This window comes from Rhodococcus erythropolis R138, assembly GCF_000696675.2.
In the GTDB taxonomy this organism is placed as follows: domain Bacteria; phylum Actinomycetota; class Actinomycetes; order Mycobacteriales; family Mycobacteriaceae; genus Rhodococcus_F; species Rhodococcus_F erythropolis.
In genome coordinates this window covers 1-23509 of the sequence record NZ_CP007257.1, presented here as the reverse complement: position 1 = coordinate 23509, position 23509 = coordinate 1, and the positions used below count along the sequence as shown (strand labels likewise).

Genomic DNA, 23509 nt, shown 5'->3' with positions numbered 1-23509 from the left:
CGCTCACCGTCCTTCGGTCATGACGCCGATGTCACCGGCGCCCAGCAGGCCGTGCATGTTCACCACGGCATGGACGCCGCTGTCCGGCGGAAGGTCGTTGACATCGGCGGTGATCACCGACTGGTGCTCTCCCAATGCGACCAGTCGGCGTAACAACATTGTCCGCTCGTCGTCGTCGGCGATCTTGTCGACTCGACCCACCACCAGTAGCGGTGGTCTTTTGGTGTTCGCGACGGCGATCCGCAGCAACAGCTGTTGGATCTCCGGGAGATCGTCGACGAAGGCATTGAGCGGGGGGAGGTCTACGCCGCCAAATGTGTACGCACACATATCTGCTACTTGATCTTCGCTCACCCGGGGAACGAACTTGTACCACGGTGAATTCCATCGCAACTGTTCGGTCACCATGTCCCGCACCGTCACCGATGGGCGAACTTCGTCGAGTTCGTTCAGACATGCGATCGCCGAGACAGCCAGAATTCTCGAGGGTTTCTCGTAGCCCAGCACAGTCAATGACCCGGACGACAATCGCATCCGTCCGCATAGGGCCATCAGCAGGGCGGTTCGCGCTGCGCCGGCCTGGCCGGCGATCACAGTCACACCGCCTGCATCGATATCCATGTCGAGTGGACCGAACACGCGGCCCCAGGGTCCGTGTAACTCGATGCCTCGAGCGGAGACTAACGTCCCCGTCAATGAATTTGCGGGTAATTGCCAGCTCTCCGAACTTGTTTCAACCAATTTTGACTCCCGGCATGGTGGAACGCGATGCGAAAGTCTCCTCCGGGTGCAGCTCGATCTGCACCCGGACGGCTCAGCGCGATGAAGGTGTTGTCACAGAATGTTTTTGACGACGTGACCGTTTTTGACAATGACGGAGAGATGTTTGGCCGGATCGGCGAGCAGGCTCAGATCCTCGAGAGGGTTCCCGTCGACGAGAAGAACATCTGCCCACGCATCCTTGGCGATCACTCCGAGTGGTGCTTGCCCGTAGGGGTCCCGTTCGCCGGCAAGACGGAAGAGTTCGGCATTTCCGGAGGTGAGCATCCGAAGTGCTTCGGCATTGCTGTAGTGATCACCGAGTCGGGCGGCCATTTCACTCTGCCGCGGCGCGAGCTGCGGTTCGAGCAAAAGATCTGTGCCCCAGGCCGTTTTGACGCCGTGTTTGCGTGCCCAGCTGTATACGTCGTCGGTGCCGGTGCAGATTTCGCGGTCCTTTTCTGCACGGCTAGGGTCGGGGTAATGATGGTCACCCAAGGCGAAGGGCTGCATCGAAAGCCAGATGTCCTTCTCGGCCATCAGAGCGATCGTCGCCTCGTCAGCGAGATGACCGTGTTCGATGGATTTCACGCCGGCATCGATGGCGCGGCGAATGCCGGTGACGTTGTAAACGTGGGTGGCGACGTAGGTGCCGTAGTCGGTGGCCGCGTGCACTGCTGCACGCAGTTCGGGATCGGTGAACTGGACCGTGTAGAGCGGGTCGTACATCGACGCTGCGCCGCCGCCGACCATCATCTTGATCTGAGATGCGCCCTTCTTCAGCTGTTCGCGAACAGCTGCCAGTACCCGGTCAGGGCCATCTGCGACGCGCATGAAACCAATTTCTTCGGCGCGAGACTGCTTGCCTCCCAACGCGGTCGGGCATTCGTAGACGAATCCGAAGTCGCCGTGTCCGCTGGTTTGGGAGATGGCAGCCTGGGAAGGGTAGATGCGCGGCCCCTCGAACAGGCCTCGGTCGATGACCGATTTGATGCTGCTGGTGTCGCCGGCCATGTCCCGGACCGTGGTGAACCCGCGGTGCAGCATGTTCTTTGCTTCAGCGAGGCCGTTGAGGGCGATATGCGCTTCGCTGCCCGTCACCATGTCCATGTACGTATTCGCGTTGCCGACCAGATGCACGTGAGCATCGCTCATGCCCGGCATCAAGACTCGATTTCCACCGTCGACGACGGTGGTCTCCCGGCCCGGGTAATCGCCGATCGGGGACTCCGATACGGCGGCGATCGTCTCTCCGTCGATCAGCACGTCCCCGGCAACAAGAGACGAGGAGGAGCCGTCGAAAATTCGAACGTTACGAAACAGCAAACGATGTCCAGCAGGCGGGGTGGCTGTCATAAATCGGACACTAGCACCAAAACTGAGTCATGACTCAGTAAAAAAGAGAATGTTCAGATTGTTATAACTCGGCTGTTACATACCCGTCGCGGACGTATCGAAAACCTTTGCGCGGTGACCAAGGTCCCGATCGCGAACCTTTTGAGCGGATTCGAAGTACACTGCAGCGCATGCTGATTCATCCGACCCTTCGAATGCAGTCCTGGGGATTCGTCATCGGATCCGCCCTCTTCGCGCTCGGGTCGGCACCCTTTCTGTCGGTCTTCTTCGGTGCCGCACTCGCCAACAGTTTCTTCTTCGCGGGCTCCTGGTTCTTTACCTGCGCGGCGTTCGTTCAGTTGGTGCTGGCCGGGCCAGCAACCACCACCGACTCGGGGCGTCCCGCGATCCGGGCCGTCTGGTTGTCTGCGGCTGTGCAGTTACTCGGGACGATCTTGTTCAACGTCAGTACCGGGGCTGCGCTGCACGCGCTGACGTTACGAGGCGAGATGCATTTGGTCTGGAATCCGAACGCGGAGGGCTCGATAGCCTTCCTCGTCTCGAGCGGACTGGCTGTCCTCATCCTGCTGAGGGAAGGCGCTTACTGGGCACCGCAATCGAAGGAATGGCAGAGCGTGTGGCTCAATACCTTGGGATCCATCGCATTCGGAGTCTCTGCGATCGGATCGTTCGTCTTGCGAGACGGGAACACGTTGGATCCGAACATGGCTAATATCGGAACCTTTGTCGGCGCAATATTCTTCCTGCTGGCGTCCGCAGTATTCCTCGGAAGGAGCAGTCGTCCTGCTGCTCCGATGGCAGAAGCAGTCTGAGCGAGTTACGTCATCGCTGATATCGAGAACTAGGTGTTGTGGGTATGGACGTTGTTGACGCGGGACTGAAGTAGACGGGCTGGTCCTCGGCGTAAGAATGGGAGTTGCGACACAACCGTTCTCGACCAAAAAGGACCAGCCCTGTGACACACCGTAATGCCCCACTCACTGTCGAAGGAAGACGACGACTCGTCGAGCGGTGCCAGAGTCGTCCGATCGCCCACGTCGCCGCCGAAATGGGGATTTCACGACAATGCGCCTCCACCTGGGTCAACCGGTATCGCAAGTTCGGTGAGCTGGGATTACAGGACCGGTCCAGTACGCCACATCATCAGCCGACCGCCACAGCCGCGGGCATCGTGGCCGAGATCGAAGCGATGCGCCGAACCCGGAAATGGTCGGCCTCACGCATCACTTTCGAACTGGGAACCGACGGCATCGTCATTGCCCGTCGAACGGTCACGAGAATCCTGAGAGGCCTGGGATTGCACCGTCGCCGGTTCATCGACCCGAACGGCGAAACCAACCGAAAACCGCAGGTCATCGTTGCGAAACGACCTGGCCAGATGGTGCATGTCGACATCAAGAAGGTCGGGAAGATCCCGGACGGCGGCGGGTGGCGTGCCCACGGCCGCGGCTCCGAGCAGGCCAAACGATCCCAGCGCCGGAAAAAGAAGAACAAGCCAGCCCGGGTCGGGTACACCTATTTGCATTCCGCGATCGACGGGAACACCCGCCTGGCGTACACCGAGGCACGCGACAACGAAACCGCTGCAACAGCCATCGATTTCATGAACAACGCCCGCGTCTTCTTCGCCGCACACGGCATCACCCGGATCGAGCGCGTGATCACCGACAACGGATCATGCTATCGGGCAGCAGATTTCACATCTTCACTCCGCGAAGCTCGGCACTACCGCATCCGGCCGTACACCCCGAAACACAACGGGAAAGTCGAACGGTACAACCGCATCTTCGCCGAAGAACTGCTGTACTCCCGCGAGTACACCAGCGAAGCCCAGCGTCGCACCGCCGTCGAAGTCTGGTGCCTCTCTATTTGTCAAGCGGCAGTGAGGGATTCTCTCGATATGGCTCGAATGCCCCGTTTTTCATCTGCGAGCATGGCTCGCCACAGGTGTGTAGCGAGGTGCCGTTTAAGTGCGCGAGCGGCGGTCCGGGGTGTTTTTCCTTCAGCGATTTTCTTGTCGTAGAACGCTCGTCCCGTGCTCGACGGCATCCGGATCTGGATCATGGCGATCGTGTAGAGGGCGGAGTTCAGTTGCCGATCGCCGAATCTCGACAATCGGTGATGGGAGGAGTCGGCGCTGGCGATCTGGACGGGTGCAGTTCCGGTGTAGCTGGCATACGCAGCAGCGGTGGGGAACCGGCTGGCTCGGCCGCTGCGGCCTAGGATGCGGGCAGCAAGAACTGGACCGACTCCGTCGATATTGCGCAGATGTGTGCCGTGCTCGTCGAGCAACGCGGTGATCTTGCGGCTGTTCGCCGCGAGCTGTTCGTCGAACCGCGCGAAGTCCGTGATCAGCTCCTTGGCCAGTTCGAGTCGGATCTTGTCCGGTGCGGTTCTGGCCCGAAAGCCTCGGATCGCGGCAGCAGCTTTTTTGGGTGTCAACGACGTTGGCGCACCGCCGGCCATCAGCTCACGTAATAAGGCGTGAAGTTGATTAACGGTGCGAGTTCGACTGGACGACAGATTGACTCGCCGCTCGTCGAGCAAAGCAAGCGCATCGTTGACGGTCTCCGGATAGACCTGCCTGGCGTCGCCGTGCAGAGCTGCGACGCTGGCTGCGGCCGCAGCGTCGATGCGGTCGTTCTTGCGTCGTCCACCACGGGAGAGTTCACGTACTCGGGCGGTGGCGGTAGTGGGAATATCGTGCACGACCTCACCGATGGCAAGGAGCCACAGTGCGAGGTGGTGCCCGAGGCCGTCGGCGTTCTCGATGGCCCAGCGTCGGTCCGGCCAGGCTTTGGCCCAAACGATTAATCGCTTGTATTCGATGACCGAGGCGTCGATGCGGATCGAACCGAGATCGGTGTTGGTGGCGGAGTCGAGTGCGGTCGCAGTATGGGTGGACTTGTGTGGATCGATACCGATGACGATCATGGGGTTCGGTTCCCTTTTCGCTCGATGGATGGGGGATCCGCGGTGGACAATCCGACTTCAAGTACCTCTCACAGCAGCTTGTGGTCACGCCTCTCTCGAGTCACACCGCGAACGCAGACCGGAGGGGGTGACACACCAGACAAGAGTCATCCCGACTGCGGGAGACAGAATGTTCACGAGTCATTCCTTCCGGCCTGCTACGACACGCTATGGGCTGCAATCCCGGTCACTTGCCGTGATACTCATATAAGTCGGAATGTTCACTACAATTACCACCGACCGCATTCAGCACGCGGAGGACGACCGCCCGCCGCTTACCGCCGGCACCGCGCAACTAACGTCCGTGCCTCATTCAACTAGGAACGGCGGCGGCGGAAAGGGACTGCCGCCGTCCTTAGTCCATCGTGGCGTTCTCTGTACTGCCTCGACGAGCCTTCGTTCTTGTTCGCACAAATATCGCGGGACAGTTGCGCGCGAGGTTGTTCTCGGTATCTCACGCGTGCGTTCGGTGTTTGACGGTGACGTGAGTCCTTTTCCGTGAAGCACACGAAACTGCCGATGGTATAACGCTACCAAGATGTCAGGGTGTGAGACGTCCTGACCTGGTTAATTCGAAGCGGCTGCTAATAGTTCAAGTGCGGTTTATATCCGAAGTGCAGGTTCGTCTGAGATCGTGTAGCGAAGTTTCGATTGAATTGTCCTTTTCGATTCAGCGTTTCACGAACCGGCGAGGTAATCGGGTGTAGGGGTTAAGGCCGTGAGTGATGTTCGCGGCGGTTCATGGTGCTACCCGTGCGGCCGACTCACTTGTCGCTCTACGGATTCATCTTGTCGAATATGCGGTCGATGCGCCCGGAATCTTCGATGCCGAGAACATCTGCCCAAAAGAGCACGGCCTCGGTCGTATACGAGTGACCGTGCCCGCCGGGTACTTCGGCGGCGAACACCATGTCCAGGGTGACTTGCCAGAACGTCACGAACGGGATCCAGGACATTCCCTGGTCGATGTCTGCGCCGCGTTCTTCGGCCAACCAGTCGGGGCGATGCAAGATCAGGTCGGACGACCACCACACGATGGGATCGCTCGGGTGCTGCCAATACACGATCCGGGGTGAATCCCACTCTCCCAGACCGTCAATGTCGGCTAGATCTGCCGGTGTGGCCGCGAAACGTACGTTGCGGCCGCCGTAGACGACCGGCAGGATCTCGCGACTTCCCGGATCTCGGGAGTCGGTGATGCGGCGCCATTGTTCGGTGAAATTGGGGGTTCCCACCCACAGAGCACCGTCTGTTCTGGTGATCATGTCCTGAATGCCGGAGAACGCGGACTGGCCTCCGTACGATCCGAGGGATTCGCCGAAGGTGAGTAACTTCGGACGTGTCTCCGCCGGAAGTTGGCTCCACCGGTCGTATACCGCCTCGAACAGAGCACGACCTGCCGTACGGGGCGAAACCCGGTCGGCCAGGAATGCCAAGGGGCTCGCGAGGTACGAATACTGCATCGCCGCGATCGCCGAGTTACCGCCAGCGAGGTACTCCAGCGCGGCCGCGACATCCTGGTTGACCCACCCGCGCCCGGTCGTCGTGGCCACTGCCAGATACTCCCGCTCGAATGCGCGGGTGCGCTCGAGTTCCGCTACGACATGGTCGGCGAGGATGCCCATCGACTCCTCACCGGGTTCGGCGCCGGTTCCGTCGAGCGACCGATATCCCGCGTACACACGAATCGGTGTCAACGCTGCTTCTCCCGTGACTGCGGATATTTCCTGCAGGTCCGGGCCGCCGGCGACAAACGTGCGGCCCTCACGGCCGAGTGAATCCCACGGTTCGAGGGAGACGGGCGAGCCGGAGCGTTCCGGGGCCTGTGGCGCGACGATGCCGTCGGGGGTGCCCTCATCCGTCGCCATTGCCGATCCGTGCGCGATCCGTGCAATCTCGGTCGAGACCAACCCTTCCACCAGCAGCACCATGACAAGGCCGACGACCAACACGCTGGAGGCTCGCGCGACGGGTGCGGGAAGAAATCGCATGGTGAGGCGGCTGAGCCGCTGTGCGACACGACGAAACCCGCGTCCGGCGACCAATATGATGACCGCGACGACCACCGCGACGGCAAGCACCCCGGGGTAGTCCCAGCTACTTCCCGGTTCCATGCCCACCAGATCTCGGCTGATGTCCTGCCACCACGATCCGAGAACCAGAAACAACGGGACAACGATGAGCGCGGTAGCAGCCAGCAGGTACCAACCGATCCTCTTCTGCCTCGCCGACCAGCGCACGGATACCCCCACCTTGCGTACGACCCAGGCGATGAGAACGCCCAGTCCGTACCCGGTCGCAAGACTGATGCCTGTGGCTACTCCCTGCAGGTACCACGCGCGGGGGAGTAGAGACGGCGAGAGTGACCAGCAATAGAACAACAGGGCCCCTGCGAGGCCGACCGGATGAAAACGCGCAAGCCACCGGCGAAGATTCGACGTGGCACGGGCGACCAACCAGGGTCCGCGCCCGCCCAAGGGATCCTGAGGCGGGCCCAACTCGGGGGTGACCGTCGCGGTGCTCATGGGCGTTGATCCTCTCGGCCGCCGATCACGACGGACTTGATTTCGTACAACAGGTGCTCCCCAAGATTCTTCGACTATTGGGACAGCTGCCCCCCCGCACACTGCCTATAGTTTGCGCTGATCACGGGACGGCGCACTGAATTGGTGTGACATGAAGTGACACTTGCGTTGAATTCAAAGTCCGGTAGTCGACATGAAATTACCAGATGGGCGAGAGAAGAAGTCGACCTTTCTACCCGAATTGCAAACCCGACATTTCGCCGTAGCGCGTGTTAGATTTCGATTGTCACGACCTCCCTCGTTGACGCTGTTCCGGAATTTACGGCATCACCCGGAATGACGTCATGACCCAGCGGCACACGACATTTCCATGCTCGCCGACGATCAAATACTCACCGATTGCGGTGAGGAGGAACTGGACCTTCACGGGAGAGCCTGGCGTCTCGTCGAACAAAGGATTTGGTCGATATCACTGACAAGGAAAGGGGGAGCCTCCTATGGGTTCGGAAACTCGGAATACCTCTGCACGATCACTGCTCACCTCCCGTAACATCCTCGCCTCGGTGCTGGTGGTGCTGGCGGTGATCTTCATCGTCCAGAACCGCGCCGCGACCACGATCCAACTGTTCTGGGTATCCGTGCAGTCCCCGCTCTGGCTCACCCTTGTCGTGATCCTCCTTCTCGGCTGGATCGCCGGCTTGTTGACCACCCGCCGCACGAAAACCACCAATTGAAACCATGACTCCGACGAATACATCTATCGCTACACCTCTAAATGAGATGGGGAACAATGTATTACAGCAGTGGAAACTACGAAGCGTTCGCGCGGCCACGCAAGCCTGACGGGGTGGACGGCAAGACTGCATGGTTCGTTGGATCGGGGCTTGCATCGCTTGCCGGTGCGGCATTCATGATCCGCGACGGCCGGATGGCGGGAAACAACATCACCGTCCTGGAGCGGTTGAAATTGCCCGGCGGTGCACTCGACGGGATCAAGGAACCAGAGAAGGGCTTCGTCATTCGCGGTGGCCGCGAGATGGAAGATCACTTCGAATGTCTGTGGGACCTGTTCCGCTCTGTCCCCTCGATCGAGGTCGAGGACGCCAGTGTGCTCGACGAATTCTACTGGCTCAACAAAGACGACCCGAACTATTCGCTGCAGCGCGTCACCGAACGTCAGGGTGAGGACGCGCATACAGACTTCAAGTTCAATCTGAACTCGAAGGCGCAGAAGGACATCATGAAGGTCTTTCTCACTCCGCGTAGCGAACTCGAGAACAAGCGCATCAACGAGGTGTTCGGCAAGGATTTCCTCGCAAGCAATTTCTGGCTGTACTGGCGCACGATGTTCGCGTTCGAGGAATGGCACAGTGCTCTCGAAATCAAGCTGTACCTGCATCGATTCATCCATCACATCAAAGGCCTGCCGGACCTGAGTACCCTCAAGTTCACCAAATACAACCAGTACGAGTCTCTCGTGCTGCCGCTGTACACGTGGCTGCTCGATCAGGGAGTGAATTTTCGGTTCGATACTGAAGTCACCGACATTGACTTCGATATCACGGGTGAAGTCAAGCGGGCCAAACGCATTCACTGGAAATCCGAGGGTGTTACGGGTGGGGTCGACCTCGGTGACGGCGATTTGGTGTTGACTACCATCGGCTCGCTCACCGAGAACTCGAACAACGGAGACCATCACACGCCGGCGAAACTCGACGAGGGCCCTGCTCCAGCGTGGGATTTGTGGCGTCGTATAGCAACGAAAGACCCCGCATTCGGGCGACCAGACGTCTTCGGTGGGCACGTCGCAGAAACCAAGTGGGAATCGGCGACAGTGACCACGTTGGATGCCCGAATCCCAGAATACATCGAAAAGATATGCAAGCGTGACCCATTCAGCGGACGCGTAGTCACCGGCGGCATCGTGACAGCGCGAGATTCGAAGTGGTTGATGAGCTGGACCGTAAACCGGCAACCGCATTTCAAACAACAACCCAAGGATCAGATCGTCGTCTGGGTCTACTCACTATTCGTCGACGTCCCCGGTGACTACGTCGACAAGCCGATGCAGGAATGCACCGGCGAGGAAATCACCCAAGAGTGGCTCTATCACATGGGCGTTCCAGTCGAGGACATCCCGGAACTCGCGGCCAATGCGGCGAAGACCGTTCCAGTGATGATGCCCTATGTCACTTCCTTTTTCATGCCCCGTCAGGCCGGTGACCGGCCTGCGGTTGTACCGGATGGTGCTGTCAACTTCGCCTTCCTCGGCCAGTTCGCGGAAACAACACGCGACTGCATCTTCACGACGGAGTACTCGGTCCGCACCGGGATGGAGGCCGCGTACAGCCTGCTCGGGATCGAGCGCGGAGTGCCGGAAGTTTTCGGCTCCACCTACGACATCCGCAAACTTCTCCAAGCAACCTACTTCCTCAATGACAAGAAGGAGGAGAGCGTGCCGTTGCCGAAACTACTTCGCCGCCGACTGGACAAGAAGCTCGACGAGAACGAGATCGGACAGCTGCTGCACGAATACCACATTCTCCCCCGAGAATGACGCTGGTTTCTGAATGTCTTTGTCAATGAGGTCTTCTGAGAGAAAATGCCCGTTCGGGTGTGGTCGAAGGGGCGTCTCGGAGCTGAATCTCGGTCTGGACCTCGGGCAACTATGAAGTTCTCGAAGAACTACGGAAGGCAAAATCAATGTGTACCAGGGTGATGTGGCCTGACGCGGCCGGATCTGTTCTTGTCGGACGAAATATGGATTACCATCGCGACACCGGTACGAACCTGTGGTCGCTTCCGCGTGGGATCAAACGCGACGACGGCGTAGGCGGTTCTCTGAGTTGGACTGCCGAATACGGCAGTGTCGTGGCCGGCGCTTTCGACATGATGTCGGTCGACGGTATGAACGAAGCGGGATTAGCAGGTCATATTCTGTGGCTAGCGGAATCGGATTACGGTACTCACGACACGTCGAGACCGGCTCTGAGCATGGCGGTCTGGCTGCAGTACTTCCTGGACAACTTCTCCACCGTTGCCGATGCCGCCGCGTGGATCAGCGACGTCGACGTTCAGGTTGTCCCACTGGGCGATCCGGCGACCGGCGAAGTGCCTGCAGTTCATCTCGCGTTGGACGATGCGACCGGTGATTCGGCGATCATCGAATACCTGGATGGCAAGGCCACCGTCTGGCACAGCCGCGAACACCTCGTGATGACAAATTCCCCGGCCTACGACAAGCAGATCGAACTTCTCAAAGAGGTCGACGGCTTCGGGGGCACTACCCCTCTGCCTGGCACCACACTCGCAGCCGACCGGTTCGCCCGCGCCGCATACTACGTAGGCCGACTGCCCCAACCTAAGAGTGAAGTCGAGGCTGTCGCGGGAATGTTCAGTGTGATCCGTAATGCGGCGCAACCTTTCCGCATTCCTGACCCGGACAAACCCTATGCATCGCAGACGATCTGGCAGACGGTGGCAGACTTGACCAACAAGCGGTACGTCTTCGACTCGACCACGCGACCTAATGTCGTCTGGGTGGATCTGGACAAGTTGAACTTCAGCGAGGGTGCGCCTGCGGGCAAACTCGATCTGATGGGCGATACATCCCTCGAAGGAGGGCTTGCCGGCAACGTCTCTCGCCGATTCGAGAAGACAGCCGCGATGCAATTCCTGACCCTGTCGGCCTGATCGAAGTCAGCAGTTCGCAGGGAGGGGGGCCACCCAGTCAGGTGGCCACCCTCGCTGGCACTGTTCGTGACCGAGGCACTGTCACATTGGCGAGCTGGCCGGGCGGCAGGCAGCACAGTCGCACGCCATTGGTCTATCAATGGACCAGTGTTGCAACGATTGATCGTCACTAACCAGTGTATTTCTATTGCAGTAAGCAACTTCTCGAACCGGGCCGTACCCGGCGGCACGGGAGTGAGATGGTTGACGTTCAGGCGTTCGGTGTTTCACGCAAATCGGTGATGACGGCTGCCGGTCTCGTCCTGACAGCGGTGATCGTGATAGGCAGCATTGCGTTCGTCGGCGGACCCCATTTCGCAAATGCTGCCTACCTCGGGATGATGTTTCTGGTTCCAGCGATTCGTCGGCTGTCCCGACGCCAGCAACTGCTCGCCGCACTATGGGCCAGCGCGGTGAGTTTCCTGGGCGTCCAGATGGCCGGCAGCGACAGGTGGTTGATCCTGGTCGTGCTGATCGGCGTGTGCCTCGTGCAGGGCGCGTTCGCGAGTGGCAGCGTGGCCGCGATCTCGGGGTCACCGGTGAACTTCGTAGTGTTCAGTGGGTTCGAGCCGGGCTCGTCGCCGTGGCAAGCCGCGGCGGGGACCTTGCTCGGTTCCCTGCTCGTCGTTGCGGCGGCATACATTGCCCGTCTGCCCCCTACCCGGCACGCGTTGCCGGCACGGCAAGCATTCGAATACGGAGTTCTACTCGCACTCGGCTGCGTCGTGATTGTCGGTGTGATGGATCTGCTCGACCTACCCAGAGTGACCTGGGCATTGCTCGCGTTCTGCCTGATCTTCGTTCCAGATCCACACGAGCACCCCGGACAGATCAGTGAACGCATCCTCGGGACGGCGATCGGCGCTGTCGCCGTCACGGCATTGGCGTCGTTTCTCCCGACGCCGCTCGTGGTGGTACTGCTTCTCGTCTGCGCGATACTGACGCTCGCTTACCTCGAGGATGACAAACGGCTGCTCTACATCTCGTTGCTCACACCGACGGTGATTCTCATGGCTTCGTTATCCGGATCGTCGAGGGTGGTCGATCTCGGAGCACAACGCGTTGTCGCCGTCCTTGTCGCCGGTGCGGTCGCTGTCGTGCTGTATTTTGTGCTCGGCAACTATCACAAGTGGCTGCACCGGGATCACACCCGCACGGAACGGTGAAGAAGGTCGCTTCCTCGCAAAAAGTCCGTGAGCTGGAACGAACACTTGTCGAGAACTGATCGGTATTCGACGCTTTTGTGAGGTATGCATGCCCGCAGATCGTTGTGAGGTCGGGGTGTCGAGATTTCGTGTCGACAATCTATGTCGAAAAACCTGCTGTCTTTGCCTTTTCGACAGAGAAGTTTCTTTCAGGCCGCCCACCAGGCGATGACGATGGCGAAGAGGATGCAGCCGAGAATCAGAGCAGTTTCGACTGACACGCCGAGCCGTTCGTGCATGCGTTCGTCGGTTCGAGCGAGGCGGTGCTGGGGTCATGGAGTGACGGCTGGTTGGATCGTGGCTTCGAGTCGGGTGAGGCGTTCTTCGAGGACTCCGGTGATAGCGAGCAGTCCGAGCACGGTGGGTTCGGTGATGTCGCTGCCGTGTTGCGCGTGTGTGAGCAGCGTTGTGCGCAGGAGTGAACACATGGGGGCGTCATCGCCGATGGGGAGTTGCTCGAGTTTGGCGATCAGACGCTCGGCGGGGGAGGTCATGGGTAGCTCCTGCAGTGTCGATCATTCAGGCAGCGCGAAGGGAAGTGACTGCCTGTGTTGGTGTGGGGTGGTGCGCTGGAACCGAGGCGGAAAGCAGCGCACCACGGTCAGGGATGTTACTGCGTCATTGCTGACCGGTCGGTGCTCGGGAGGCAATGTCGAGCTTCGCCCTCTCCTGTCGGATCGCGATCGTGAACTGGTAATGCGAAACCCGGGCTGGGGCAGGACGCGATCGAACAAGCCGCAAGGCATTAGCGAAACGCGTTCCTGTTCGGTGGCTTTGTGGGCGGGTCACCCTATATATCACCTCGCGCGCCGATTCCCGGATCGCTAATTTCACATGCGGTTACCTTCTCGCAGCGTTCGCTGCATCCGCCTCGTACACCGGGAAAACTGTCGTGTTCAAGAAATCTCGTTTCGTTTCCGTCGCTGTAGCAGCGATTGCCATCACCGTCGCATTCCCGCAGCAATATTCCTCTGCCTCCGTTCCTGACACGTGCATGGTGCCGCTGGTGCTCGCCGTGGACGGCACGAAGGGTCCACATACACCGACGAGTATCGATCCCGCCTCGCCGCTCAACGCCATCGCCGGCGACTACCGGGCTCTCGGGTACGTCGTCGAGCATGTGGAGTATCCGGGCGGAATCCTTGCCGGCGTCGCCGGCTGGACGCGGAACTACGACGATTCCGTCGCGATCGGCACGTCACGGCTTCGCGATCGGATTGCCGTGCAGGAACACGCGTGCGGCTCGTCGACCCGATACGTCCTCCTCGGGTACTCCCAGGGTGCGCGCATCGTCGGGGATCTGGCTGCGGAGATCGACCGCGGCGACCTCGGCACGGATCTCGCCGCCCGGGTCCAAGTCCGGCTCTACGCCGACCCCCGTCAGCCGCAGACAGGAATCGAGGTCGCCCTCGCGGGAGAGAGAGCCCCGACCGGCGTCACTTTCACGGGAGAGCGGGCACCGTTCCGTCTGGTGGAGGTCGAGTGGATCTGCGCTCCCACCGATGGAGTATGTGATGCCCGGGAACCGCTCGGCGCGGACACTTTCGCCGGCTATCTGATGACGCACACCAGTTATCGCTAGGAATGTGATCCCACATTATGGGAAATTGAACGATCATGCGAAAACTGGAACACGTTACTGGGCAATGCTTTCCGGTTGTGTGTGAATTACGGTCACGCGATAGTTAAACGTTCACAAACCGGACAGTCTGTGCTAATTTTTGCTGATCTTTACTCGTATTCCTTATCGAGAGGTTCAACTCGTATGTCCACCACTGCTCGCCGCGCCGGAATTGTCGCCGCACTCGTCAGCTCCGCAGTCCTGATCGCCCCCGCCGTCGCCGGCGCCCTGCCCACGGGTTCGCTCGGCTCGGATGAGACGGCGCCTGGCTTCACGTGTGATGCGACCTCCACCGAAACCAGCACTAACGGTTGGGGTATCCCGTTCGACGACGAGAAGGATCAGACTGCCTCGTACTCGGCCGAGAACGTCCTCGACGAGGACGGCTCCCTCGAGCTCGAGGTCGACGGCGTCGAAGACCGTTCCGTGTCGTATCACTCGGCGGGCGGTGTGAAGCTTTCCGACATCCTCGACACCGAAATCGGCTTCGCCGAGCGCGCAGCCACTGCGAAGGCATCGTTCCAGCTGCGCTTGAGTGGCACCACCGGCGGAAAGTTCACCGAGTCCACCGGATTCACCACCCTCGTGTGGGTTCCGGGCGTTACCGCACCGGACACCACCGACGGCGCCGTGCACGCCAACCTTCAGGACGGCCAGTGGTGGAGCACCCAGAACATCGACGGCGCAAAGGACTTCGCACGTGTGAGCCTCGACGTTATCGCCGACGCGCAGCCGAACGCTGTCGTCGACCACTACGGTGTGAGTATCGGCCGTGGCTCGGCCGCAACCTCCACCCTCGTCGACGCGGTGACGTTCAACGGGTGCACCACCAACTTCGCCAAGAAGGATGCCGAGCCCGAAACCGGCACCGGCTCACTGGGCAACCTGGGCAACATCTTCGGCAGCTAGATGCGGAAGGGCAGGGGCAGGTCCACTGTGCGGTAGCGGTTGCGAACGGCCACCTCCCGGCGCACTGGCAGCCCCAAGGCAAAGAAGGCGGCGGAGCCCTGTGTATCCGGGGTCTGCCCCCTTCTCCCTCCGCTGATTGTCACTACCGTTCAATCGATAATGTACTGAGGAGTTTTCATGGGATCTTTCGACACCGCATCGCTGAGCACCGAATCGCTCGAGGAACTGAATCTCGGCAAGATCAGCGAACTGCTCAAGCTCGGCATCACTACCGTCTCCTTCATCACCGCCCTGAACTCGCTCAGCTGAGCACCATTCAGCCCGACGCCGAGCATGTCACCGGAGTGTGAGCTCGGCATCAACGACTCCCTGCACGTGGGATCCGAATTTTCATCGGTTCCGACGTGCAGGAAGTCTCTCACTGACCGGGCAGGCAGATGCTTAACATCGGCGTACGGTCATTGAGCGATGACTGATATATCTTGCTAGCGCTCGACCTGCGTGAATTGTCCACGGCTGTACAGCGTTCCGGACGCAGACAAAGCAAATAGGTGGAGGTGCACGTGGGTGGTTTTTCGCGAAAGGCTGGATTTTGACGGCCGACGATGACATCACGCTCGTGGGAATCGATACGCATGAAGAAGCCGACAGCGATCTTGTGGCCACAAGGTCGCCCCTGAGGCAGCGGTAACCCGCCAGGCAAGCCTGAAGATGAACCATGCGTTTCGGACACAAAGTTCAATGCTCAAGTAGCTGTAACTGTGCGAAGACTGGTAACCGGGGTGGGCGGCACGTAAATTTTCGGGGGCGGCATCACCCGGTCCCCAACGGGTATGGCGAACGCTCCGCCGGTAGCCACCCCTGGTCTATCGGCGGGCGAGCCGTCCGGCAGGTTTTCGGCGTGTGGACTGCGATTCGCTGCCCGGTGGTCATCGTGGGTTGGGGGTGCGCCACAGTGTCGGAGTGTCGCCGTCGTCGGTGTTGGCGAGGGCCCGGATTCCGTCGGCGTCCTGGGCAAGGATGTCCGCGAATTGCCGTCTGTGGGTGTCGTCGAGTCCGTCGGGAAGATTCGCACCTTCGGTGATGGATGCCGCGGCGCCGTCGAGGTAACGAGCGATCCGCAAGAGCAGCGGACGTGGGGTCGGGACGACGGAGTCGTTCGCGTCGGCGGTGATCATGCCGAGAGTCGACAGTAGGGACAGGCCGGCGACGGCTTCTTTGTCGTCGAGGTTGATGTGCGCGACTTTCAAGGCTTCGGCCAGTGCCGCGGTGGTCAACCCGACGGCGGCGACGGGCATGGAGATGGTGCGTTCGAATTCGATCAGGTCGGCGCCGGGGGCTTCGTCGGAGAGGGACCGTGCCAGTGATTGCGCGAAGGCAATCAGGCGTTCGTCGGTGAAGTCTCGCTGTGCGGTCTGGCGGGTGACTCGCATCAGGGTCGCGTATTCGGTGAGTTTGTCGTCGAGGATTGTGTGGGCGTCGGTGTCGGTGATCGTGAGCCCGAGATCGAGGAGGGCGGACCGGAGTTCGGTGGATCGGGTGTGGAGCCAGGTGGGCCGAGGACTCATCGCTGCTCCTGTGAGGGTGTGGCTTTGGTTGTTCAGGTGAGCTTAGATCGGCCGAACTGTGGGAGGGACGTGGCCGCTGTAAGTCGCAGGGCGGTGGCGGATCAGCGGAACTGTGTGCGCTACATTCCTTTTCCGCGTCGTCTCTGGTCGAGACGGCGATGGATGGGGGCTCGCCGAGATGTTGTCACATGACTTCAGGCGGGCCGCTCACTGATCGTGTGCCTGGCCCCCCAGAGTTGGGCGCACTCGACCCACCTGGCTGGTACTGACGACCAGCCGGGTGGGTCACCCCCGGGGGGGTGTGCTGAGTGTTCTCCTCTTACCGCTTGGGTCCAGGGAGCAGCGGCCGGGAAGGTAAGAGGTGTCCGAACTCTGCTCCTCCGCGACAGACTTCTAGTCGTGGATGTACTGCACGTCCGATTCCTTGTTCTTCTTTTCCAGATAGGCGCCGAGCATCCAGATGAGGTTGTCGGCGCGCGAGTAGTTGCCGTCCGGGGTGATGGCAACACCGATCAGTGAATATTTGAGGAAGTAGCGCAGGGACTGGTTCCGGCTTCCGATCAAGGTGCAGAGACGGTCGACGTCGGTCCGACAGTGTCCGCGAGTTCGGGAACCCAGAGACGCAGGCGCCTAGTGATGTGGCGGTCGGGTTTGAACCCGTTCCAATGCAGGTTGCGGAGGAATTCACTGGCGAGGGGGAAGCCCATGCCGGGGAGGTCTCGATCGCGGGGCGTCATCGACACGATGTCGGTGTCGATGTGTTTATCGCCGGGTCAGCGGCGGGGAGGTGCGATCAGGTAGCCGGCGAGGCACATCATCGGATGCTGGTTGCCGAGCGGGTGGTCGGCATCTCTGCGAGGGCGACGAAGGCGCGCGATTCCGAGGATCTGGTCGTAGTAATTGGGATGCTTGGTCAGCAGCTGCGCCCAGCGGATGATCGCTTTGTATCGCCGGCGTCCCTGCCCGCTTAAATGCTCGCGGAGATCGGCGAGGGTCAACGTCCCGTCGAGGACGGCGGTGTGGATTTTTCGGGGTCGAAGTCGTAGAGAAGTCCTTCGAGGTGCTGGTCACGGACCTTGACGAAACTCGCCCAGTTCCGGGAGTTGCTGCCGAGGGCGTTGACTGCAGCTTTGAAGACCTTTTGGTTGCTGTACGTCTGGGCGAGAGGAGTGTCCATCGCTTCTGTTGAATCCCAATCCAATTCCGATTGCGGTACCGGCTCGTACAACAGTCACGGGTTCGTGAAGGCGTACAACGGGACCGGATGCGACGAATCGGCGAAACGGACATCGAACTCGGCGGCGCAACGTCCGCCGACCGGCGATTCTCGAGCGGGTTCCTGTTCGCAGCTTCACCCTAGCCCCACTGGAGTAAGCCACATCTGAATCGAAGTGTGTGTGCCCCAGTTCTTCTCTGGAGCACACACACTTCGATCGGGCGTGAACTGACCTGACTGGATTCGAGTAGGGGGCACTTCAACGCCGGATCGGACGATCTCAGTACGGCACCTCCGCTGCATGACAGTAAAGATCTACGTGGGGTGACGTATCCGATCGTTAAGCATGTTGTACCGGTGCAGTTTTGGCCTTGATCCTCCCTGCCCCCTGTGAAGTTTCGACGAGATCAGGGATCGGGGAGCCTCGCCCGACATCCGCCTGGAATCCTGCATGACCGCCGCGTGCTTACGTCTCGATGCTGAGGGTCAGATTGTTAACAAAGGAACCGACATCTGCCGAAATCGGCGTGGTCGGTCTGTTTTAGTGTAAAGATCGGTGATGACGATTCATCGTGAACGTTAAGGAGATTCAATGCGATCGATCACGCGCGCAGCGCTCGTGGGTGCTGCAACTCTTCCTCTGGCTATGGCCGCGCCCACGCTGGCATCAGCTTCCACTGCCGCGGACGTCAGTTTCGCGTACACCGCATCGGGGTCGACGGTGACCAATACGATCACCAACAATTCGGGAGTGCCGCTGCACTGCGGGACACTGCTCGGCAATGCGCCCGGAGGAGTGCTGCCGCCGGTCGAGGACACGCTGCGAGCGGGTCAAACGATTGGAACCACTGGCGAGATCCCGGCCGCGACAACCGCTCAGGTCGTGACGGACATCCCCGACGGCTCATACGTGGTTCTGGCAACGTGCACCAGTAGTGGCGAAGCTACGAGCATGTGGATATCGGATTATCCAGGAATCGAGCCCTACCTTACCGTGTTCCCCTACACCGTCTACACAGTGCAACAAGCATCATGGGTTGTGACAATCCCCAGCACAGATGCACCCATACCGGAGACGGGCGTGAACTTCGGAAGCTGACTGAGGGCCGGAATCTCCACTGGCGCAGCGCGGTCGGTGCACCCTGACCCCTGCCTGGGGAGCTCGACCGCGGTGCGCTGCGCATGCCGGGACGGTACGCCGGTCTGCGTCAGGAGTTCGTGTGGTCGCTCCGCGTCTCTACTGATCAGCTGTGAACGACTGTCGAAGAGTGCAGCAGCCGTGCGTTTTTCGACATCGCTCCAGGGGAAAGTGCTCGCGTGGCTACATCGCAATCTCGATTGACTACGCCGCCCGGAGTGGAAGGTGCTCACAGCCATCGTTGCGTGCTGTCGGGGTCTGCCCATCAAGCCGAGAAGCGTTGACCGCACTGTGGATCTCGATGCCCGATACGGCCTTGCTGCTGTGGAGAAGAGCCTGACCACCGGTGAATGTTCCAGTCACGGTGACCCTCTTCGAGCGGGCACCATGCGGTTACGGTTGCGCCGGCTGCCTGGTGTGCCGCCCGCAGGTGGCGTTGACGCCGGAGGGTGCTGCAGCGTTCGCGGCCACTGGGCTGGTCACGGTCACACCCACGAGCACTCCCGGAGTGTTCACACTGTCCGCCACCCGGAAGATCGGTGCCGTGACCATCGACGCTTTCACGGTGAGGGTGGAACCGAAAACACCGATCAGCTGCGTGATGTGGATGATGGGCTACGCCGGTGACCCTGCGTGGTGGTCGCAGCACACCGCACTCGCCGATACGGATACCGACCTGGTTGCGGCGTTGGCCGAAGCGTTCGTCGTCGCCGCCGAGCGCGCGACTGTCCGCGGGTTGCTTTCCGGCTACCGCGAAGTCGAAGACTCGGGCCCGGTCTTGCGCGGACGGCTACGCGCGGGCGATCAGATCACCCGACGATTCGGGCTCGCACTGCCTGTGGAGATCCGCTATGACGAATACGACGAAGACATCGCCGAAAACCAGCTGCTGCTCGCCGCCACCTTGATTCTGCTCGATTCCGCGGTAGTCCCGCCCCGTCTGCAGACGAGGCTGGCCAGGCTCCGCCGCGCCCTCGCAGACGTCACGCTGCCCACCTCTGGTGCCGAACCGTCCCCGGCGCGAACGAGATTGAACGAGCGCTACCACTGGGCATTGCAGTTGTCGGAGCTGATCACCGAGCATCGGTCCATCGAGCACCGCATCGGGAACATTGTCGTGCGAGGCTTCGTCCTCGACATGTGGAAAGTGTTCGAGGATTTCCTGATGACCACCACCGCTGCTGCGATCGCCCGCCGGGGCGGTAGGGGTGTGCGCCCCGGATCCGGCCCGACGCGGTATCTCGATCATGGCCGCAGTGTCACGATCGAACCTGACCTGACCTGGTACGACAGCGACGACAAGCCTGTGGCAGTGATCGACGCCAAGTACAAAACGATCACTGCCGGCAAGAGGGGTCCGAACGCGGACATGTATCAACTGACCGCCTATTGCACTGCCCTCGGACTACGGGAAGGTCACTTGATCTACGCGAAAGGCGACACCGCTTCCCATGCGGTCGAGGTTGTCGGCGCCGACATCACCATCTACTGCCACGCCCTCGACCTGACCACGCCGCCAGCGGAGTTGCTGGCCTCGATCGACGTGCTCGTCGAGGCTATGAGGGCTCGGCAAGGTGATGAATTCTCGGTGGTCGGACACGACTCGTAGTCGTTGCGGGCAAGCAGGATCTGAGGATGACGCATTGGGCCCGATGACGCATCGGCTTGTCGACGTCGTGGAATGAGACAGACGGAAATTCGTCGGCGAGCAGCTGAGAAGATAGACAGTCATCGGCATCTCGTCAGAGGAGAATTTCGTGCAGCAGGGCGACCAAGTGAGAATCGGGGCCGGAGGCGTGTCGGTGTTCACGATCGTCAGACATGACGGCACTGCCGGATCCACGTAGACGAAGGATGTCGATAGAGGGTTGCGGCGCCCAAAGTATCGAGTCGACGACTCTGTGGTCGACAATCGCCGTGGTCCGTTCGGAGTCGATGGTGGTGACCGCGACACCGGCAGGAGGTTGCCGAGTGTCGATTTGCGGCGAAGATTAGCGAAGCGCGACGCTAGTTTGACTGCCACCGAACATCCGGGACTGTCGGTGCCGTGTTTCCGGCGGGCAATCGGTTTCGGGACGGATGACCGTTATGTTATTTTCTGGTACCCCGCGTCGCTTGTGGGCTGCTGCGCGCCCCACGGGTGCGGTCCGCACCTGGAAGGACGCAGTTTCTATGACCGTTGTCGATCGATCACGTCTGCCGATGCGGCGGATGCGACTGTTTCTGGGTGCGGCCGTGGCCGTGGCCGCAGCGCTCTCTATCTCGGTGGTGCCGGCGTCAGCGGACACCGTCACCGCGACCGTCCCGGTCGGCACGAATCCGACCGGGGTGGCGATCACCCCGAACGGGAACCACGCCTACATCACCAACGGGAACAGTGACACGGTGTCGGTGCTCGACACCACCACCAACACCGTCACCGCGACCGTCCCGGTCGGCACGACTCCGCTCGGGGTGGCGATCACCCCCGACGGCACCCGCGCCTACATCACCACTTTCTCCGGCGGCACGGTGTTGGTGCTCGACACCACCACCAACACTGTCATCGCGACCGTCCCGGTCGGCGTCGGCACGACTCCGGTCGGGGTGGCGATCACCCCCGACGGCACCCGCGCCTACGTCACCAACCTCGGCGGCGACTCGGTGTCGGTGATCGACACTGCCACCAACACCGTCATCGCGACCGTCCCGGTCGGCTCGGCTCCATACGGGGTGGCGATCACCCCCGACGGTGACCGCGCCTACATCACCAACCAGCTCAGCAACTCGGTGTCGGTGCTCGACACCACCACCAACACCGTCATCGCAACCGTCCCGGTCGGCTCGGCTCCATACGGGGTGGCGATCACCCCCGACGGTGACCGCGCCTACGTCACCAACGCCGGTAGTAACTCGGTGTCGGTGATCGACACCACCACCAACACCGTCACCGCGACCGTCCCGGTCGGCACGATTCCGCGCGGGGCGGCGATCACCCCAGACGGGAACCACGCCTACATCACCGACCTCGGAAGCAGCACGGTGTCGGTGATCGCGATCGAGCAGCCGCCCACCCTCACCGGAACCCCACCCGCCGGGATCGTCGGCCAGTCCTACAATCACACCTTCACCGCCACCGGGCGACTCGCCCCCACCGTGACCGCAACCGCCGGCGCCCTGCCCGACGGACTCACCCTCACCCCGACCGGAGTGCTCTCCGGAACCCCCACGGTCGCTGGTCGATTCGAGTTCACCCTCACCGCCTCCAACGGCATCGGTGACGATGCCGTTCTGCCGGTGGTTCTCGAGATCACCGACACCACCCCGACCCCGACCGGCTCGCTCGGCTCCTTCGGTTCGGCGACCTGGACCTCCTGACCCCAGCACCACACATGCCCGGTGGCCGCCCACCCCGACGGGGGTGGGCGGCCACCGTCGTTCATGCCGACAGGACAGCAGAAACAGGACGCGGCCCGGCATCACACCGGAAGGGCGGTTCGACCGGACTCGTGCCACCTAGATCAGCGACAGAACGCGACACACCCGGAATCCGTCACAGTGGAGCAGCGTGTCCTGCTGATCCCCGCTACATCTCGACACCGAGGTCGTGGAGCCCGCGCGGCATGCTGAAAATCCTTGGGCTCGCCGCCCTCGGTCGAGGGGTGTTCGTCAAGCATTTCGTGTGGGCAGCGTTTCGGCCTCTGAGGTCCACGCTGAGCGGTGAATCGACGGCCAGTGTCTCTGGGTAAGGGTGAAAGTAGCGATCTTGCGATGCGAATTCAGCCGCGACCCTTTTGCGGAACTTTCGAAATGGCGATACTTTGGGTTGCACCGACGCAACTTGTCAGGATTGCAAGCCAACCCTGACATGCTGAGGAAACAGAAAAGCTGGGCATCCGCATCCAAACGAAAGCCCAGCTGGTCTGCCTAACGGAACAGTTCAATGAGGACCAGGGCCACTGACGCGATAGCGGTAACTATCGCCACGTAGTCCCGGTCCTTCCGTTTTTTACGCGGAAGATTGACCATTCGTTTCACCTCCTTCCCCTCATGAGCGGCTCCGGGAGCGGAGCGCAGAATGTGGAGAGCCACCGTTGAAGGCTTGGAGGCGATGTGATGCCTTGGCCGAATGTCTCTTAGAACTTCGGTTGGTGCGTCACTGTCGACAACTTTAACTGGTGCCCTTCTCCCGGAAAGCCAACACAACACTCGGTCCGCGATCTCGCCGGTGGCGTAAAACCGCGCTAGAGGGGGGCTAGAGGTCAGTTGGCGCGGGCATGGGGGTAGTTTCCGCAAAAATCCAATGTGACAGGGATCACAAAAATTCTTGGCGTGCGTGTACCTTTGCGACAACCTGCGCGCCGGAATCTTGTTCGTGTCCGCAGGATGGTGTCGGCACCAGGGAATTCCGATGAGGTCATGAGCTGGTGGGCTCGTCCCTCTCTGTGGAGTGAGGTCCGGCGCTGGCCGAATAGGACCTCCGCGCAGCCTGGACGACCGCACGTGTGGGCCCGCTGGCGTGAACAAC

The 23509-nt window shown here is 60.9% G+C and carries 21 protein-coding genes and 2 pseudogenes; 13 read left to right on the top strand and 10 right to left on the bottom strand.

Translation table 11 applies throughout. The features are described 5' to 3' along the window. Positions 1-3 precede the first annotated feature (3 nt). Both H351_RS29180 and H351_RS29175 read right to left on the bottom strand, forming a co-directional pair. Positions 4-639, bottom strand: a complete 636-nt coding sequence (locus H351_RS29180; protein ID WP_029257019.1) for an ATP-binding cassette domain-containing protein — start codon at positions 637-639, stop codon at positions 4-6. A 195-nt stretch (positions 640-834) separates the two neighbouring features. Further along, the gene (locus H351_RS29175) at positions 835-2115 is read right to left on the bottom strand and encodes a metal-dependent hydrolase family protein (RefSeq protein WP_051636561.1); all 1281 of its coding nucleotides are present in this window, start codon (positions 2113-2115) and stop codon (positions 835-837) included. 170 nt (positions 2116-2285) lie between these two features. Here H351_RS29175 and H351_RS29170 point away from each other — a divergent pair, with 170 nt between their 5' ends. Next, entirely contained in the window at positions 2286-2927 is a 642-nt protein-coding gene (locus H351_RS29170) for a hypothetical protein (protein WP_029257021.1), read from the top strand. Between the two features lie 143 nt (positions 2928-3070). Next, positions 3071-3973: pseudogene (locus H351_RS32675) on the top strand (IS481 family transposase); the annotation flags it as partial. 14 nt (positions 3974-3987) lie between these two features. Here H351_RS32675 and H351_RS29160 read toward each other — a convergent pair. Then, positions 3988-5049 carry an IS110 family RNA-guided transposase gene (locus H351_RS29160; protein WP_029256907.1) on the bottom strand — a complete coding sequence of 354 codons (1062 nt, stop codon included), beginning with the start codon at positions 5047-5049 and terminating at the stop codon, positions 3988-3990. A gap of 255 nt (positions 5050-5304) precedes the next feature. Between H351_RS29160 and H351_RS32670 the strand changes: the two are divergent. Further along, positions 5305-5409 (top strand): annotated as a pseudogene (locus H351_RS32670) (IS481 family transposase); the annotation flags it as partial. Between the two features lie 455 nt (positions 5410-5864). Here H351_RS32670 and H351_RS29155 read toward each other — a convergent pair. Further along, positions 5865-7613: an alpha/beta hydrolase gene (locus H351_RS29155; protein WP_081051213.1), complete on the bottom strand. Its 1749-nt coding sequence runs from the start codon at positions 7611-7613 to the stop codon at positions 5865-5867. Positions 7614-8110: 497 nt separating this feature from the next. Here H351_RS29155 and H351_RS29150 point away from each other — a divergent pair, with 497 nt between their 5' ends. The 4 genes from H351_RS29150 (at position 8111) to H351_RS29135 (ending at position 12511) form a co-directional block, all read left to right on the top strand. Next, entirely contained in the window at positions 8111-8347 is a 237-nt protein-coding gene (locus tag H351_RS29150) for a LapA family protein (RefSeq protein ID WP_244891522.1), read from the top strand. A gap of 56 nt (positions 8348-8403) precedes the next feature. Then, positions 8404-10170 carry an oleate hydratase gene (locus H351_RS29145; protein WP_029257024.1) on the top strand — a complete coding sequence of 589 codons (1767 nt, stop codon included), beginning with the start codon at positions 8404-8406 and terminating at the stop codon, positions 10168-10170. Positions 10171-10316: 146 nt separating this feature from the next. Continuing rightward, complete coding sequence (locus tag H351_RS29140; RefSeq protein WP_029257025.1) at positions 10317-11306, top strand: linear amide C-N hydrolase; 990 nt, start codon at positions 10317-10319, stop codon at positions 11304-11306. A 239-nt stretch (positions 11307-11545) separates the two neighbouring features. Next, complete coding sequence (locus H351_RS29135) at positions 11546-12511, top strand: FUSC family protein (protein ID WP_029257026.1); 966 nt, start codon at positions 11546-11548, stop codon at positions 12509-12511. Between the two features lie 311 nt (positions 12512-12822). On the opposite strand, the gene H351_RS29130 is transcribed toward H351_RS29135, so the two are convergent. Continuing rightward, positions 12823-13044, bottom strand: coding sequence for a hypothetical protein (locus H351_RS29130; RefSeq protein ID WP_029257027.1), 222 nt, complete (start codon positions 13042-13044; stop codon positions 12823-12825). Between the two features lie 398 nt (positions 13045-13442). Between H351_RS29130 and H351_RS29125 the strand changes: the two genes are divergently transcribed. The 3 genes from H351_RS29125 to H351_RS32830 all read left to right on the top strand — a co-directional run bounded on the left by H351_RS29125 (position 13443) and on the right by H351_RS32830 (position 15389). After that, positions 13443-14132 (top strand): PE-PPE domain-containing protein, encoded by a 690-nt coding sequence (locus H351_RS29125; protein ID WP_051636562.1) that lies wholly within the window; start codon positions 13443-13445, stop codon positions 14130-14132. Between the two features lie 183 nt (positions 14133-14315). Then, complete coding sequence (locus H351_RS29120; protein WP_029257029.1) at positions 14316-15080, top strand: hypothetical protein; 765 nt, start codon at positions 14316-14318, stop codon at positions 15078-15080. A gap of 177 nt (positions 15081-15257) precedes the next feature. Next, positions 15258-15389, top strand: coding sequence for a hypothetical protein (locus H351_RS32830; protein ID WP_276328052.1), 132 nt, complete (start codon positions 15258-15260; stop codon positions 15387-15389). A gap of 620 nt (positions 15390-16009) precedes the next feature. Here H351_RS32830 and H351_RS29115 read toward each other — a convergent pair. The 5 genes from H351_RS29115 to H351_RS29105 all read right to left on the bottom strand — a co-directional run bounded on the left by H351_RS29115 (position 16010) and on the right by H351_RS29105 (position 17825). Next, positions 16010-16648, bottom strand: a complete 639-nt coding sequence (locus H351_RS29115; protein WP_059016395.1) for a hypothetical protein — start codon at positions 16646-16648, stop codon at positions 16010-16012. 393 nt (positions 16649-17041) lie between these two features. Then, complete coding sequence (locus tag H351_RS32155; protein WP_158510653.1) at positions 17042-17212, bottom strand: hypothetical protein; 171 nt, start codon at positions 17210-17212, stop codon at positions 17042-17044. Then, the gene (locus H351_RS32150; protein WP_158510652.1) at positions 17209-17385 is read right to left on the bottom strand and encodes a hypothetical protein; all 177 of its coding nucleotides are present in this window, start codon (positions 17383-17385) and stop codon (positions 17209-17211) included. Before H351_RS32150 ends, H351_RS32155 begins: the two co-directional genes overlap by 4 nt. 36 nt (positions 17386-17421) lie before the next feature. Beyond that, entirely contained in the window at positions 17422-17646 is a 225-nt protein-coding gene (locus H351_RS31955; protein ID WP_144440145.1) for a hypothetical protein, read from the bottom strand. After that, a complete protein-coding gene (locus H351_RS29105; RefSeq protein ID WP_029257031.1) occupies positions 17643-17825 on the bottom strand; it encodes a hypothetical protein in 183 nt (60 codons plus the stop codon). Before H351_RS29105 ends, H351_RS31955 begins: the two co-directional genes overlap by 4 nt. Before the next feature lie 631 nt (positions 17826-18456). Here H351_RS29105 and H351_RS29100 point away from each other — a divergent pair. From H351_RS29100 to H351_RS29090, 3 genes are all read left to right on the top strand, one after another. After that, positions 18457-18963, top strand: coding sequence for a hypothetical protein (locus H351_RS29100; RefSeq protein WP_029257032.1), 507 nt, complete (start codon positions 18457-18459; stop codon positions 18961-18963). A 385-nt stretch (positions 18964-19348) separates the two neighbouring features. Beyond that, on the top strand, positions 19349-20611 hold the full coding sequence (locus H351_RS29095; RefSeq protein WP_144440144.1) for an McrC family protein: 1263 nt from the start codon (positions 19349-19351) through the stop codon (positions 20609-20611). A 563-nt stretch (positions 20612-21174) separates the two neighbouring features. Next, positions 21175-22359 carry a beta-propeller fold lactonase family protein gene (locus tag H351_RS29090; protein ID WP_158510651.1) on the top strand — a complete coding sequence of 395 codons (1185 nt, stop codon included), beginning with the start codon at positions 21175-21177 and terminating at the stop codon, positions 22357-22359. Positions 22360-23509 lie beyond the last annotated feature (1150 nt).